General features: G+C 69.1%; 13 protein-coding genes. All 13 read left to right on the forward strand.

Annotated elements, in window-relative coordinates; translation table 11 throughout:
* Positions 1-10: 10 nt before the first annotated feature.
* The 13 genes from alaS to SKED_RS08735 all read left to right on the forward strand — a co-directional run bounded on the left by alaS (position 11) and on the right by SKED_RS08735 (position 15,555).
* Positions 11-2,698, forward strand: coding sequence for an alanine--tRNA ligase (gene alaS / locus SKED_RS08675; protein ID WP_012866765.1), 2,688 nt, complete (start codon positions 11-13; stop codon positions 2,696-2,698).
* The gene (ruvX, locus tag SKED_RS08680; protein WP_012866766.1) at positions 2,695-3,198 is read left to right on the forward strand and encodes a Holliday junction resolvase RuvX; all 504 of its coding nucleotides are present in this window, start codon (positions 2,695-2,697) and stop codon (positions 3,196-3,198) included. The genes alaS and ruvX overlap by 4 nt, the downstream gene beginning before the upstream one ends.
* An 88-nt stretch (positions 3,199-3,286) precedes the next feature.
* Positions 3,287-4,453: an endolytic transglycosylase MltG gene (mltG, locus tag SKED_RS08685; protein WP_012866767.1), complete on the forward strand. Its 1,167-nt coding sequence runs from the start codon at positions 3,287-3,289 to the stop codon at positions 4,451-4,453.
* 168 nt (positions 4,454-4,621) lie between these two features.
* Positions 4,622-5,809 (forward strand): endolytic transglycosylase MltG, encoded by a 1,188-nt coding sequence (gene mltG / locus SKED_RS08690; protein WP_012866768.1) that lies wholly within the window; start codon positions 4,622-4,624, stop codon positions 5,807-5,809.
* Positions 5,806-6,660, forward strand: a complete 855-nt coding sequence (locus SKED_RS08695; RefSeq protein WP_012866769.1) for a shikimate dehydrogenase — start codon at positions 5,806-5,808, stop codon at positions 6,658-6,660. The genes mltG (SKED_RS08690) and SKED_RS08695 overlap by 4 nt, the downstream gene beginning before the upstream one ends.
* A 193-nt stretch (positions 6,661-6,853) precedes the next feature.
* Positions 6,854-8,527 (forward strand): GspE/PulE family protein, encoded by a 1,674-nt coding sequence (locus SKED_RS08700; RefSeq protein WP_012866770.1) that lies wholly within the window; start codon positions 6,854-6,856, stop codon positions 8,525-8,527.
* A gap of 70 nt (positions 8,528-8,597) precedes the next feature.
* On the forward strand, positions 8,598-10,154 hold the full coding sequence (locus SKED_RS08705; RefSeq protein WP_281044383.1) for a type IV pilus twitching motility protein PilT: 1,557 nt from the start codon (positions 8,598-8,600) through the stop codon (positions 10,152-10,154).
* A complete protein-coding gene (locus SKED_RS08710; protein WP_012866772.1) occupies positions 10,154-11,404 on the forward strand; it encodes a type II secretion system F family protein in 1,251 nt (416 codons plus the stop codon). Before SKED_RS08705 ends, SKED_RS08710 begins: the two co-directional genes overlap by 1 nt.
* 135 nt (positions 11,405-11,539) lie before the next feature.
* The gene (locus SKED_RS08715) at positions 11,540-11,971 is read left to right on the forward strand and encodes a type IV pilin protein (protein WP_042437897.1); all 432 of its coding nucleotides are present in this window, start codon (positions 11,540-11,542) and stop codon (positions 11,969-11,971) included.
* A 94-nt stretch (positions 11,972-12,065) separates the two neighbouring features.
* Positions 12,066-12,479: a type II secretion system protein gene (locus SKED_RS20285; RefSeq protein WP_169310139.1), complete on the forward strand. Its 414-nt coding sequence runs from the start codon at positions 12,066-12,068 to the stop codon at positions 12,477-12,479.
* Positions 12,476-13,108 (forward strand): prepilin-type N-terminal cleavage/methylation domain-containing protein, encoded by a 633-nt coding sequence (locus SKED_RS20290; protein ID WP_012866775.1) that lies wholly within the window; start codon positions 12,476-12,478, stop codon positions 13,106-13,108. The genes SKED_RS20285 and SKED_RS20290 overlap by 4 nt, the downstream gene beginning before the upstream one ends.
* Positions 13,108-14,757 (forward strand): pilus assembly PilX N-terminal domain-containing protein, encoded by a 1,650-nt coding sequence (locus tag SKED_RS08730; protein WP_012866776.1) that lies wholly within the window; start codon positions 13,108-13,110, stop codon positions 14,755-14,757. The genes SKED_RS20290 and SKED_RS08730 overlap by 1 nt, the downstream gene beginning before the upstream one ends.
* A 12-nt stretch (positions 14,758-14,769) precedes the next feature.
* Positions 14,770-15,555, forward strand: coding sequence for a prepilin peptidase (locus tag SKED_RS08735; RefSeq protein WP_012866777.1), 786 nt, complete (start codon positions 14,770-14,772; stop codon positions 15,553-15,555).
* Positions 15,556-15,598: the final 43 nt, after the last annotated feature.

Raw genomic sequence — 15,598 nt, forward strand, 5'->3', positions numbered from 1 at the left:
AGAGGACTTCATGCGCACCGCCGAGATTCGCCAGCGTTGGCTCACCTACTTCGAGGACCGCGGTCACACCGTGGTCCCCTCGGCGTCTCTGGTCTCGCCGGACCCCTCGACGCTGTTCACCATCGCGGGCATGGTGCCGTTCATCCCGTACATGACCGGACAGCAGACCGCCCCGTGGAAGCGCGCGACGAGCGTGCAGAAGTGCGTGCGCACCCTGGACATCGAAGAGGTCGGCAAGACGACCCGCCACGGCACCTTCTTCCAGATGAACGGCAACTTCTCGTTCGGCGACTACTTCAAAGAAGAGGCCATCGCCTACGCGTGGGACTTCATCACGGGCTCGGTCGACGACGGCAAGCTCGGCTTCGACCCCGAGCTCGTCTGGGTCACGGTCTTCCACGAGGACGACGAGGCACGTGAGATCTGGAAGCGGGTCGCCGGCCTGACGGACGAGCGCATCCAGTCGCGCGGCATGCGGGACAACTTCTGGTCGACCGGCGCCCGAGGCCCGGCCGGGCCCTGCTCGGAGATCTACATCGACCGCGGCCCCGAGTACGGCGCCGAGGGCGGCCCCGTCGTCGACGAGGACCGCTACATCGAGATCTGGAACCTCGTGTTCATGCAGTTCGAGCGCGCCGACGGCGGCACCAAGGACGACTTCCCGATCCTCGGACCGCTCGCCTCGCGCAACATCGACACCGGCATGGGCCTCGAGCGCGTCGCGTTCCTGCTCCAGGGCGTCGACAACATGTACGAGATCGACGAGGTGTTCCCGGTCATCGAGGTCGCCCAGCGTCTCTCGGGCAAGACCTACGGCGCGGTCGAGGCCGACGACGTGCGCATGCGTGTCGTCGCCGACCACATCCGCTCCGCCGTCATGCTCATCGGCGACGGCATCCGCCCCTCGAACGAGGGCCGCGGCTACGTGCTGCGCCGCCTCATCCGCCGCTCGGTCCGCGCCATGCGCCTGCTGGGCGTCGAGGAGCCGGCCCTGCCCGCCCTCGTCCCGGCGAGCATCGAGGTCATGAAGGCCTCGTACCCCGAGCTCGGGGAGGGCTCGGACCGCATCCTGTCGATCGCCCTCGCCGAGGAGGAGGCGTTCCGCCGCACCCTCACGGCCGGGACCACCATCCTCGAGACGGCCGTCGGCTCGGCGCTGTCCACGTCCGGCCCGGGCAAGGCCGTCCTCGGCGGTGCCGAGGCCTTCCAGCTCCACGACACCTACGGCTTCCCGATCGACCTCACGCTCGAGATGGCCTCCGAGCACGGCGTCACCGTCGACGAGACGGCGTTCCGCACCCTCATGCAGGAGCAGCGCACCCGCGCACGGGCCGACGCCCTCGCCAAGCGCTCTGGCGGCGCCGACAAGGCCGCCTACGAGGCGCTGCAGACGGGGCTCGGCGCCCCGGTCGAGTTCCTCGGCTACACGGACACCACGGCGCGCTCGACCATCGTCGGCCTCATCGTCGACGGAGTGCCCGGCCCGGTGGCCACCGCACCCGCGACGGTCGAGGTCATCCTCGACCGGACGCCCTTCTACGCCGAGGCCGGTGGCCAGCTCGCCGACCAGGGCACCATCGTGCTCGACGGCGGCGGGACCATCGAGGTCGACGACGTCCAGGCACCCATCAAGGGCCTCTCCGTCCACCGCGGACGCGTCGTCGACGGCGTGGTGACGATGGGGGAGTCCGGCACCGCGACGATCGACACCGCGCGCCGCAAGGCCATCAGCCGTGCGCACTCGGCCACGCACATGATCCACAAGGCGCTCCAGGAGTCGCTCGGCAAGGACGCGACCCAGGCCGGGTCGGAGAACGCACCGAGCCGCATCCGCTTCGACTTCCGCTCGAGCCAGGCGGTGCCGACCGGTGCCCTCGCCGAGATCGAGGAGCGCGTCAACACCCAGCTCGCCGAGGACCTCGAGGTCACCGAGCAGGTCATGAACATCGACGAGGCCCGCGCCCTCGGTGCCATGGCGCTGTTCGGCGAGAAGTACGGCGACCGCGTCCGTGTGGTCTCGATCGGCGGCGACTGGTCGCGCGAGCTCTGCGCCGGCACGCACGTCAAGCGCTCCGGCCAGCTCGGTCTCGTCACCCTGCTCGGCGAGGCCTCGATCGGCTCGGGCGTCCGGCGCGTCGACGCGCTCGTCGGCGACGGCGCCTACGGCTTCCAGGCCAAGGAGCACGCCCTCGTCGGCCAGCTCACCGGCATGCTCAACGTCCGCACCGAGGAGCTCCCGGACCGCATCGGCGGACTGATCACGCGCCTCAAGGAGGCCGAGAAGGAGCTCGCCGCGGTCCGCCAGGGCCAGCTGCTCGCCGCGGCGGGCCAGCTCGCCGCCTCGGCCGAGATGGTCGGCGACGCCCGCGTCGTCACGCACGACGCCGGCGAGGTGGCCTCGGCCGACGACCTGCGCGCCCTCGCGCTCGACGTCCGTGGCCGTCTGGGCGAGTCCGCCCCGACCGTCGTGGCCGTGGCCGGCGTGAGCAAGGACCGTCCGCTCGTCGTCGTCGTCACCAACGCGACCGCCCGTGAGCGTGGCCTCAAGGCCGGAGCCTTCGTCAAGGCCGCCTCGGGCGTCCTCGGCGGCGGTGGCGGCGGCAAGGACGACATGGCGCAGGGTGGTGGCCAGGACGTCACGGCCGTGCCCGCGGCCCTCGCAGGTCTGCGCGACGGCGTCGCGGCCCAGCTGGCGTGAGCGACGACCAGGCGCTCGAGCGCGGCGCACGCCTGTGCGTCGACGTCGGCAGCGTGCGCGTCGGGGTCGCGGTGAGCGACCCCGACGGGCTCATCGCCACCCCGGTCGAGACGCTCCCGCGTGACGTGGTCACCGCGGCCAAGAACCCGGCCGCGGTGCCGACGGACCTGGCGGCTCTCGCGGAGCAGGTGGTCGAGCGCGGTGTGAAGGTTGTGTACGTCGGGCTCCCTCGGCACCTTTCGGGCGCCGAGGGCACCGCGTCGGCGTCGGCACGTGCGTACGCTGTCCAGGTCGCCCGTCTGGTCGCGCCGGTCCCGGTGCGTCTGGTCGACGAGCGGATGAGCACCGTCACGGCGCACCAGGCGCTGCACGCCTCCGGCCGGGCGGGGCGCAAGCACCGCGCGGTGGTCGACCAGGTCGCCGCCGTCGTGATCCTGCAGTCGGCGCTCGACTTCGAGCGTGGCTCGGGCCGACGGCCCGGCGAGGTCGTCGAGGCGTAGCGCCAGGCGCCCGTCCGAGGAGGACGGGCCCGGAGGTCAGACCGCGGGCAGCGGCACACGAGAGTGATCGAGAGAAGGTACGGCGACGGTGGACGAGCAGGGCGCAGCACCCGAGGTGGCACCGACCCGCGGCGAGGCCTCCCGGTCCCGCCGGGACGCGGTGCGCGCCGAGCGCGCGAAGGCCGCCAAGCAGCGCCGCACCGTGCTGCTCTCGGTGCTGGTCGGCGTGCTCGTCATCGGTGCCGTGTTCTACCTCATGTGGACCCGGGGCGCCGACATGTTCTCGTCGACCGACGAGCCGTCCCTCGTCGCGGTCACCAAGGACCCCGTCGTCGACTTCCCGGGGCCGGGCGGCGAGCCGGTCCAGGTGACCGTGGCAGCCGAGACGACCCCAGAGCTGCTCGGGGCGACGCTCGTGGACGCCGGCGTGGTGAGCTCGGTCGAGGTCTTCACGGCCGCCTACGCCGAGTCGCCCGACGCGCCGTCCATCGCACCGGGGACCTACAACGTGTTCCGGCAGATGCGCGCCGCCGACGCGATCGCTGCGCTCCTCGACCCCGAGAACCTCGCGGACCTCACGGTCGAGGTCAAGGCGGGCCTCACGGTCCCCGAGATCAAGACCGAGCTGTCCCGTGTCACCGGTGTCGGCATCGACCAGGTCGACGAGGCCTTCGCGGACACCGCTTCGACCGGGCTCCCGGACGAGGCCGGCGGCCGCTACGAGGGCTGGCTCGCACCCGGGACGTACCACTTCGGGCTCGACTCGACCCCCACGCAGATGCTGGCGACCATGGTCGCCACGACCGTCGAGACGCTCGACGGCCTGGGGGTCGCGGTCGAGGACCGTGTCGCCGTGCTCACCAAGGCGTCGCTCGTCGAGAAGGAGGGGGCGCTGCCGGAGGACCTCGCCGGTATCGCGGCCGTCATCGACAACCGTCTCGCCGCGGGCACCAACCTGCAGCGTGACTCGACCGTGCGCTATGCCCTGGGCCGGCCTGACGACTACGCGGTGACGCAGGCAGACCGCCAGGACCCGTCGGAGTACAACACCTTCGCCAACGCCGGTCTCCCGCCGTCGGCGATCTCGACGGTCAGCGCCGAGGCCCTCCAGGCGGTGCTCGCCCCCGCGGACTCCGACGCCGTCTACTTCCTCATGGTCGACCCGGTGACCCGCGAGATCCAGTTCTCCGACACCTACACCGAGTACCAGGACAGCCTCAAGGCCTACCAGGCCTGGCTGGACGCGAACGGCTGACCAGCGCCTTCACGTGCGGTCGCGATCGCGCCGGATGTCCGACCTGACCGGGTGAGACGCGGGGGGCTCCACGGTGGGAAGATGTCCTGGAGGACCATGGTGCAGTAGGTTGTCTGATTGTCTGTGGGGGGCGCAGAGCACATGTCATGACAGTGGAGGCTCCAACCGGTGAACGATCTCTTCGAAGGACCCGCCGTCTCTGACCAGCCGGAGGACGAGCGACAGCTCTCCCGTGCTGAGAAGCGGGCGCTGCGCGAGGCACGTCGACGTGCCGCGAAGCGCCGTCGGCGAGCCCTCGTGGCCGTGGTCGTCGCCCTGGCCGTGCTCGGTGTCGGCGGCTACCTCGCCTGGAACCGCGGAGCAGACTTCTTCGGTGGGCTGAGCCTCGGCGGCTCTGAGGCCGCGCAGGACTTCCCCGGTCCCGGCACGGGCGAGGTGCGGGTGACCGTGGCCCAGGGCGCCACGGGGACCGCGATCGGCCAGGAGCTCGTCGAGGCCAACGTCGTGGCCTCCGTCCCCGCCTTCATCTCGGCCTTCAACGCCAACCCGTCCTCCGGATCCATCCAGCCGGGGACCTACACGCTGCGCGAGGAGATGTCCTCGGCGCGCGCCGTCGAGTTCCTCCTCGACACCGGCAACCGCACCGACTTCCTCGTGGACCAGCGTCCGGGGACCACCGTCGAGGACACCATCGCCCGGATCGTCTCCGTGACCGGTGTCTCCGAGGAGGACCTCCGTGCGGCCATGGTCGACGTCGCGGCGACCGGCCTGCCTGCCGAGGCCCAGGTGTTCCCCGCGGACGACCTCCGCAACTACGAGGGCTGGCTGGCCACCAAGCAGTACCAGTTCAGCGACGAGGCCACCCCGACCGAGATGATCGCCGAGATGGTCGCCGGGACGGTGACGATGCTCGACGAGCTCGGCGTCCCGGTGGAGGACCGCCAGCGCGTGCTCACCGAGGCGTCGATCATCCAGCGCGAGGCCGGCAACCTCGACGCCGAGCAGCAGGCGCTCGTCGCAGGAGTGATCGACGGACGTCTCGAGGACGGCATGCGGCTGCAGATGGACTCGACGGTCCACTACATGTTCGGTACCTCGCCCGACGCGTCGACCACCGCGGACCAGCGCGCCACGGAGAGCCCGTACAACACGTACCTCAACTCGACCCTGCCGCCGACGGCGATCGCTGCCCCGAGCCGGACGGCGATCGAGGCGGTGCTCAACGCGCCGGAGACGCCGTACCGCTACTTCGTGACGGTCAACCCCGACACCGGGGAGACCAAGTTCGCGGAGACCAACGACGAGCACAACGTGAACCGCCGTGAGTACCAGGCGTGGCTGGACGCACGCGGGTGACCTCTCGCGCCGCCGTCCTCGGTCACCCGATCAGCCACTCGCTCTCCCCGGTGCTGCACCGCGCCGCCTACGAGGCGCTCGGCCTCGACGGCTGGGAGTACGAGGCGGTCGACGTGACCGAGGAGACCCTCGCGGGGTTCCTCGACGGGCTCGACGAGACCTGGGCAGGTCTGAGCCTGACGATGCCGCTCAAGCAGACGGTCATGCCGATGCTCGACCACGTCGACCCGCTGGCCGTCGTGACGGGCGCGGTGAACACCGTGGTGTTCCAGGGGACCGGTACGTCGCGGACCCTCATCGGGGCGAACACCGACGTCTACGGGCTCGTCGCCGCCTTGCGTGAAGGGGGCGCCGGGGGAGAGGGGCCGACCGGTCGCGGCACCGGCATCGTCCTCGGCGCCGGGGCGACCGCGTCGTCGACGCTCGCTGCGCTGGCCGAGCTGGGGATCACGTCGGTCGACGTGTTCGTCCGCTCCCTCGGGCGCACGGGCGACCTGCAGCGCGCCGCGCACCGCATGGGGCTCGCACCGCGGTTCCACCCGATCGCCGGGGCCGCTGAGGCCGCGCTCGGGGCTGACGTCGTCGTCTCGACCCTCCCAGCCCACGGCGCGGACGCCGTCGCTGCGGAGCTGGCCGCCTCGGGCCGCACGGTCGAGGGCGTCCTCATCGACGTGTCCTACGACCCCCGGGTCACGGCGCTCACCGCCGCGTGGAGCTCGCTCGACGGTGCCACGGTGCCCGGGCAGCGCATGCTGCTGCACCAGGCCGCCGAGCAGGTCCGGCTCATGACCGGGCACGTGGCGCCCGTGGCGGCGATGGACGACGCGCTCGAGGCGGCCCTCGCGGCCTGAGGCGCCTGCTCGTCGACCCGGAGGCTCGAGGTCCGTCGAGGCCTCAGGCGTCCGCCCACCGGGCACGGCCGTCTCGTCCTCGGACGTGACGTGCGCTACTCCCGCTCAAGGTCGAGCCTCCCCGTGCCGAGACAGTCTTCACGTCAAGACTGCCGGTGGGGGCCCCTCCGCGCCGGCGAGGTGAGGAGAGGTCATGAAGCAGCTCGGAGAGATCCTGCTCGAGGAAGGCCTCGTCAACGAGGCCCAGCTGATGGCTGCCCTCGACGAGCAGGTGGTCCGGGGGACCAGCCTCGGGCGTGTGCTCGTCGAGCTCGGTGTCCTCTCCGAGGGCCAGCTCGTGTCGGCACTGGCCGCGCAGGTCGGCATGCAGTTCGTGGACCTCGACACCTTCCCGGTCGACCGCGCGGCCGTCAGCCGCCTCACCGGCGCCGTGTGCCGGCGCTACACCGTGCTGCCCATCGCCTTCGAGGGCGACGCCCTCGTCCTCGCCATGGCCGACCCGGGCAACGTGCTCGCCGTCGACGACGTGCGCTCGTCGACCGGCATGCAGGTGCTGCCGGTCGTCGCCACGCACGAGGACCTCTCACGCGCCATCGACCGGTTCGTCCGCGCGGACGACGAGATGGACAACCTCACCAACGCGTTCACCGAGGAGCAGCGCGTCGACGACGTCGACCTCTCCAAGATCGGCGACTCCGTCGACGACGACGCGCCGATCGTCCGGTACGTGAACCTCATCGTCACGCAGGCCATCACGGACCGCGCCTCCGACATCCACATCGAGCCGAGCGAGCACGACCTCCGCGTGCGGTACCGCATCGACGGCGTGCTCCACGAGATGCAGAGGTCGCCCAAGAACATCACCGGGGGAGTGATCTCCCGCGTGAAGATCCTCTCGGACATCGACATCGCGGAACGCCGCAAGCCCCAGGACGGCCGCATGTCCGTCACCCACAACGGCCGAAAGATCGACCTCCGTGTCGCGACCCTGCCGACGGTGTGGGGCGAGAAGATCGTCATGCGAATCCTCGACAACTCCACGGCAAGCCTCGACCTGCGCGACCTGTCCTTCGGCGAGGAGAACTACGAGGTCTACTCCGAGGCGTACAACAAGCCCTACGGCATGATCCTCGTGACCGGCCCGACCGGGTCCGGCAAGTCCACGACCCTGTACGCGACGCTCAACGCGGTGTCCAAGCCCGAGATCAACGTCATCACCGTCGAGGACCCCGTCGAGTACCGCCTCCCCGGCATCAACCAGGTGCAGGTGAACCCCAAGGCCGGCCTGACCTTCGCGGGCGCGCTGCGCTCGATCCTGCGCTCCGACCCCGACGTCGTGCTGCTCGGTGAGATCCGTGACCACGAGACCGCCCAGATCGCCATCGAGGCCGCGCTCACCGGTCACCTCGTGCTCTCGACCCTGCACACCAACGACGCACCGTCCGCCATCACCCGCCTCGTCGAGATGGGCATCGAGCCCTTCCTCGTGGGGTCGGCCATCGACTGCATCGTGGCGCAGCGACTGGCGCGTCGGCTCTGCGGGAAGTGCAAGGAGCCCTACGAGCCCAGCGAGGTCGAGCTGGTCGCCGCGCGGTTCCCGTGGACGGAGGGTGAGCCCAAGCCGGTGCTGCACCGCCCGGGCGGCTGCACCACGTGCTCCGGCACCGGGTACCGGGGTCGTCTCGCCCTCCACGAGGTCATGCGCGTCACCGAGGACATCGAGCGTCACGCCGTCGCCGGGTCCTCCTCCGCGGAGATCGCGAAGACCGCCGTGGCCCAGGGCATGCGCAGCCTGCGCGACGACGGCTGGATGAAGGTCGTCGCCGGGCAGACGTCGATCGAGGAGATCCTCCGCGTCGTCGCTTAAGTCCGGGGCATGAAGAGCCGATGACCTACGAGCCGCAGCAACCTGCGACAACCGACCTGAGGGGTAGCCAGTGAGTGAGACAACTGCGGGGGAGACCGCGCCGTTCGTGACCCGACGGTCGTTGGCCGAGCAGGGCATCACGGGCTGGCAGCCCACACCGGCGCCCGCGGACGCAGGTCCGCCGGCTGGGCTCCCCCCGCAGGCACCGCGGCGCGCGGCCGAGCCCGCGTCTGCGGCTCCTCACGCCCAGCCTCCTGCACCGGGGACCCAGTACGGCGCCCCCGTGCCCCAGTACGGCGCTCCGGCACCCCAGTACCAGGCCCAGGTGTCCCAGCACCAAGCCCCGGTGTCCCAGCACCCGGGGCAGCCCACGCACCCCGCCCCGGGCACGTCGGCGCAGCCGGCCGCAGCCCAGCAGGGTGCACGACGTCCCGTGGACGCCCCGCCCGCAGGTGCTGGCCGTACCGGCCTGAGCCGCCCCACGCAGGCCGACGACATCGTCCTCGACGCCGTGCTGCGCATCATGGTCGAGGCCGGGGCCTCCGACCTCCACCTCACGGCGGGGTCCGCCCCGAAGATCCGCGTGAACGGCTCGCTGCAGACCGTCGACGGTCAGCCCGAGGTCGCCTCCGAGAGCCTGCAGCGCACGCTGTACGCGATCCTCACGCAGAAGCAGCGCGAGAAGTTCGAGGCCAACCTCGAGCTCGACTTCTCGTACTCCGTGCGGGGCCTGGCCCGGTTCCGTGTGAACTTCTACCAGCAGCGTGAGTCCATCGGTGCGGCGTTCCGCCTCATCCCGTACGAGATCAAGCCCCTCGAAGAGCTCGGCGTCCCCCCGGTCGTCTCGAGCTTCGCGAACCTGCCCCGCGGCCTCGTCCTCGTCGCCGGGCCCACCGGCTCGGGCAAGTCGACGACGCTCGCGTCGATCATCGACCTCGCCAACCGGACGCGCTCCGACCACATCATGACGGTCGAGGACCCCATCGAGTTCCTCCACCGCCACAAGAAGTCGCTCATCAACCAGCGCGAGGTCGGGGCGGACACCCACAGCTTCGCCAACGCCCTCAAGCACGTGCTCCGCCAGGACCCCGACATCATCCTGGTCGGCGAGATGCGCGACCTCGAGACCATCTCCGTCGCGCTCACCGCCGCCGAGACCGGCCACCTCGTCTTCGCGACCCTGCACACGCAGGATGCCGCGCAGACCATCGACCGCATCATCGACGTGTTCCCGCCCGAGCAGCAGGGGCAGGTTCGCACCCAGCTCGGCGGAGCCCTGCAGGGAGTGGTCTGCCAGACCCTCTGCAAGCGCTCCGACGGCCCGGGTCGCGTCGTCGCCACCGAGGTCATGGTCGCGACGCCTGCGGTGCGCAACCTCATCCGCGAGGGCAAGACCCACCAGGTGTACTCCGCGATGCAGGCTGGCAAGCAGCAGGGCATGCACACCATGGACCAGCACCTTGCGGACCTCGTCCGTCAGGGACGCATCTCCTACGAGACCGGCCTCGAGAAGTGCCACCACATCGAGGACTTCAACCGGCTGAGCGGACGCTCGGGCGGATCCACAGGCGCAGGGTTCGCCGCCGCCGGCATGGGCGGACAGTCATACGGAGCGAGTGGTCACTGATGGCATCGACAGACGTCAAGACAGCCTCGGGCAAGCGGACCTTCGAGTACACGGTCCGCGACTCGAAGGGGAAGATCGTCAAGGGGCGGATCGAGGCCCTGGACCAGGGTGCGGTCGCCTCTCGTCTGAAGACCATGAACCTCGTCCCGCTCTCGGTCACCGAGATCAAGACGACGGGCCTTCAGCAGGAGATCAACATCCCGGGGATCTCTGATCGGATCGGGCTGTCCGACCTCGCGATCATGGCGCGTCAGATGGCGACGATGGTCTCGGCCGGTCTCTCGCTCATCCGCACCCTCGGGATCCTCGCGGACCAGACGGAGAACAAGCCGCTCGCCAAGGTTCTCGGCATCGTGAGGTCCGATGTCGAGACCGGGCTGTCGCTCTCCAACGCACTGGTCAAGCACCCCGAGGCGTTCCCGCCGATCATGGTCAACATCGTCCGTGCTGGCGAGACCGGCGGGTTCCTCGAGAAGTCGCTGCTCTCCGCCGCTGACAACTTCGAGGCCGAGGTGAAGCTGCGCGCCAAGGTGAAGTCGGCCATGACGTACCCGGTGGTCGTGCTGTTCATCGCGATCGCCGCGGTGATCGGCATGCTCCTGTTCATCGTGCCGATCTTCAAGGACATGTTCGAGGGCCTCGGTGGAGAGCTCCCGGCGCCGACGCAGTTCCTCGTGCTGCTGTCGTCGTGGATGAAGTGGCTGCTGCCGCTCGTGCTGGTGGTCTCCGCGGTGGTCGGGATCTGGTGGCAGCGGCACAAGAACGACGAGGAGGTCCGGTCGAAGTCCGACCCCTTCAAGCTCAAGCTGCCCGTGTTCGGCAAGCTCTTCCAGAAGATCGCCATCGCCCGCTTCACCCGCAACTTCTCGACGATGCTCGGGGCGGGGGTGCCGATCCTCCAGGCGCTGGACATCGTCGGCAGCACCTCGGGGAACTGGGCGATCGAGAACGCGCTGCGGGACGTCGAGAAGTCGGTGCGCACCGGTGAGTCCTTGTCCGGTCCGCTCGCGCACCACGACGTGTTCCCGCCCATGGTCACGCAGATGATCGCGGTCGGCGAGGACGCCGGGTCGATGGAGCTCATGCTCGCGAAGATCTCGGAGTTCTACGACCAAGAGGTCGAGTCCACCACCGAACAGCTGACGTCGCTCCTCGAGCCGCTCATGATCGTGTTCCTCGGGGCCATCATCGGCGGCATGATCATCGCCCTCTACATGCCGATCTTCAAGATCTTCGATCTCATGGGGTGAAGCCGAGAAAAACTTCGTCGAGCTGCTCAAGGTGCAGGTCAGGGCCGCCGATGAAGATCTCGTGACGGACACGCGGGCAAACCGCGAACGTCGCTCCCTAGCTCTGAACAACGACTACTCCCACGGAGAATCAACATGATTGCTCGCGTTTCGAAGGCCATGAACAAGAAGGACGGCGACAAGGGCTTCACCCTCGTCGAGCTCCTCGTCGTCGTGATCATCATCGGCATCCTCGCCGCGATCTCGGTCCCGCTCTACCTCAACCAGCAGAACAAGGCGAAGGACTCGGCCGCCAAGGCTGACCTCGCGACGCTGCGCACGAACATCGCCGTCGTCATGTCGGAGAACACCAAGGTCACCGGCATCGCGCTGACCGGCACGGACTCGGTCGCCATCACGCCGACTCCGACCGGTGAGGTGACCACCATCGCGCTCAGCGAGGGTGTCACCTTCAACGAGACCGCCAGCTCGGTCGATCTCGCAGACGGCACCTTCACCATCCAGGTGACCTCGGCCACGGACAAGGTGTTCGAGACCACCGAAGCCGGCACGATCACCGAGAAGTAGTAGCTTCTTCCCTGAGATTCCCGCTGCCGCTGACCGAGCGGCAGCGGGAATCCGTGGTTCCCCTTTCTTTCAGCACGCACAGAGGCGGAGTTCAGTGAGCGATCACCATCGCGACGACGCGGGATTCGGGATGGTCGAGATCATCGTCTCGATGATGATGCTGGCCATCCTCGCTGTCGTCCTCGCACCCGTGATCATCGGAGGAGTCCGCGCCACCGCGAAGATGTCGACTATTGCCACGGCGACGCAGCTCGTCAACGACGGACTGGAGACCCAGCGTGCGTCTCTCGGGACGGGAGGCTGCCCGTCCACAGCTCCTCCAGCGACGACCACCACGGACGCCCGTGGGGTCCAGCTGACCCGCGAGATCTCCTTCCCCAACCTGTCCGCGTGCGCCACGACGGGCCTGCTCGACGTGACGGTCCGTGTCTCGACGGCCGCCCTGACACCGCTGTTCCCTGCGGGCAGGGTGCTCTCGAGCGCCGACACAAAGGTGTACGTCTCGTGAGGTCCATTCACGCACGACTCCGTCGCACCACTGGTGACGCTCCGAGCGACCGTGGTTTCACGCTCGTCGAGCTCCTCGTGGTCATCCTCCTCTTCGGGCTGGTCCTGGCGCTGGCCGGCACGCTCTTGCTCAACGGGCTCAAGGGGCAGCAGAAGGTGGTCGGGTCCAGCCAGGCGTCGAACGATGCCCAGGTCACGATGTCCTCTATGGAACGGGCGATCCGCAACGCCTCTCAGGGAGGCGTGCTCGAGGCGGACACGCTCCTGGTCACGCACACCGGTGGTGGCGACGGCTCTCAGCCGTGGCGCTGCCAGGCCTGGATCTACGTGCCGCCCGCCGCAGGAGCGACACACGGTGCGATCTACACGCGGAGCAGCGCGCAGAAGGCGTCCTTGAAGGTCAGTGCGTCGGCGTTCTCGTCCGGGCCGCCGTCTGGCTGGACCCTCGCGGTCGCCGACGTGAAGCCGCCGACCGGGGACATCTTCACGACTCCTGCGGTCGGCTCGTACGGCATCCAGTTCGAGACCCAGGCCACCGCCGAGAGGACGCCGGGCGCCGGCGTCGTCATGAAGACCACCGTCGCGCCGCGAGTCCAGGCGTTGGCATCAACCAGTGGAGGATGTTTCTAGTGTCGCGAGAGTCCCTGAGCGCGCGGATCCGGCGCGGACCCGACGACGGAGGCGCACTAGTCGCTGTCATCGGCATCATGGTGGTGCTGACGATCCTGGTGAGCACGATCGTCACGACGTCCCTCTTCAACGTCCGGATGACGACGGAGACCCGCGCGAGCGTCCAGGCCCGAGCGGCCGCCGAGGCGGGGGTCGACTACGTCCGTGCTCAGATCGCGTCGGGGAAGTGCACCTCAGGCACCGTCAGCTCTCCGAGCGGCTCCCCGAAGTTCACCGTGACGATCCACCCGTCGTCCTCCGGGACCGCGACGAGCTCACTGCCGGTGGGGTGCCCGACCTCGACCTCGAAGTCTGTCGTCCTGCTCGCCCGGGGAGATGCTGCGGCGTCGGGCGTCGGGTCCACCGGCGGGAACGTCCGGACCGTGGAGGCACTCATCGAGTCGGCTACCTCCTCGTCGCCGACGTTCAACGCCGCGATCTACGCCGGCAGCGGCGCCAACGTCAACACAGATCTCTCCGTCCGGGGCGTTGGTGCTGACGTGATCACTGGCGGGAACTGGACGTGCTCGAGCTCGCAGCAGGTCGAGGGCAACCTGTACGCCGTAGGAGACGTCACCTTCAGCACGGGGCCCTGTGCGGTCAACGGTTCGGTCTACAGCGGCGGGAACTTCTCCTGCCCGGCGAAGGCGCAGAAGGGGTCTCACAACATCGGGAAGAACCTCTACGTCCAGGGAACGGGAGACTTCCGGACCGACTGCGCGGTGTCGGGAGACATCTGGACAGGCGGGAGCGTGCTCGCCAGCAACGGAATCCGTGCCGGTGGCAGCCTGGCCGTCCGCGGAGACCTCCCGGTCAACGACTCCACCCTGACGGTGAACGGATCGATCAACGTGTCGGGCAAGATCGCCGGCGGCAAGGAAGCCAACGGGTGGTGGTACGGCGAGTTCATGAAGCGGTACCCGGGTGCACGCGAGGGACAGAATGTGGGCGCTCCGCCGAGCGGGGAGAGCGCGACGAGCATGAACTTCCCCAAGATCCGCCAGGACGATCCGCTGTGGACCGGTTTCGCGCGCAAGTCGTGGGTGGGATCGATCAACCCGCTGAGGAACCAGTACGTGTCTATGTCTCCGTGCTCCATGGAGTGGGGAGGTTCGCAGTTCGCCGCACCGCTGGAGGTCAAGGAGAACACCGTGTTCGACACGACCGGCAGCACAGAGTGCGGAGGGACCCTCACCCTCGGTGCCGGGATCACGTTCCGGTTGAGCGCTGATGCGGTGATCTTCTCCGACGTGATCAAGATCAACGGAGACATCAAGATCGAGTCCGCAGACGGCAAGGAGCACTCGCTCTACATCATGACTCCGTACCCGGCGGCACAGACCAGCTGCGCGGCCTCGCTGAAGAAGAGCAGCATCAGCTTCAGCTCTGGTGCGTGGAACCAGGACAGTAAGACGTCGGTGCTGCTCTACTCGGCCAACGAGATCTCCATCGGGACGCAGAACCCCCCGAAGATCCGAGGTCAGGTGTACAGCTGCCAGTTCAACGCGTCGACCAAGCTCGACCTCACCTTCTCAAAGACGGGCGCCTCTGGCTCGGAGGGCACGACCGGAGCGCCTGCGCTCAAGTACCTCCGCGACATCACCGGCTGAGATGCTCCTCCGGTGATCCCTGTCCTCGTCGGTCTCTTCGGCCTGCTCATCGGCTCGTTCCTCAACGTGGTCGTCTACCGCGTGCCAGCGGGTGCGTCGCTCGTCAGCCCTCCGAGCGCGTGCCCGCGGTGCGACACGCCGATCCAGCCTCGGGACAACGTCCCGGTCCTGTCCTGGCTGGTGCTGCGTGGACGGTGCCGGACCTGCGCGGAGCCCATCTCGGTGCGCTACCCGCTCGTCGAGCTCGGGACAGGCGTGCTCTTCGCGCTCGTCGCCTGGCGGTTCCCGGTCGACGACGCCGCATCGGCGGTCGTGCTCGTCGCGTACCTCTACCTGGCGGCTGTGGCGGTGGCCCTCGCTCTCATCGACATCGACGTGCACCGTCTGCCGGACGCGATCGTCCTGCCGTCGATCGTGGTCGCAGTCGTCCTCCTGACGGTGGCCGCTGCGTTGGCCGGAGACTGGGGGAGCCTCGGGCGTGCAGCTCTCGGGGGAGCGGTGCTCTTCGGTGCGTACTTCCTCATGCTCGTGGCGTACCCGGCTGGGATGGGATTCGGCGACGTCAAGCTGGCAGCAGTCCTCGGCGTCTACCTCGGGTGGCTCGGGTGGGGTGTCCTCGCTGTCGGCGCCATGGCGGCGTTCTTGCTCGGTGGATTCTTCGCGGTGGCGCTGGTGGTGCGGAAGAAGGCCGGCCGCGGTTCAGGTATCCCGTTCGGGCCGTGGATGCTCCTCGGCGCAGCCGTCGGGATCGGGGTCGGGCAGCAAGCCTGGGACGGCTACCTCGGTCTGTTCCTCTAGCCCCGAGGACTTCGCCCACCGCACGCTCAAGTTCTGCGCCGAG

Source organism: Sanguibacter keddieii DSM 10542 (assembly GCF_000024925.1).
Taxonomy (GTDB): Bacteria; Actinomycetota; Actinomycetes; order Actinomycetales; family Cellulomonadaceae; genus Sanguibacter; species Sanguibacter keddieii.

Bases quoted from the DNA above. Each gene is read 5' to 3' on its own strand.
- alaS (WP_012866765.1), top strand. From the start codon at position 11: ATGCGCACCGCCGAGATTCGCCAGCGTTGGCTCACCTACTTCGAGGAC.
- SKED_RS08700 (WP_012866770.1), top strand. From the start codon at position 6,854: ATGAAGCAGCTCGGAGAGATCCTGCTCGAGGAAGGCCTCGTCAACGAG.
- SKED_RS08710 (WP_012866772.1), top strand. From the start codon at position 10,154: ATGGCATCGACAGACGTCAAGACAGCCTCGGGCAAGCGGACCTTCGAG.
- SKED_RS08715 (WP_042437897.1), top strand. From the start codon at position 11,540: ATGATTGCTCGCGTTTCGAAGGCCATGAACAAGAAGGACGGCGACAAG.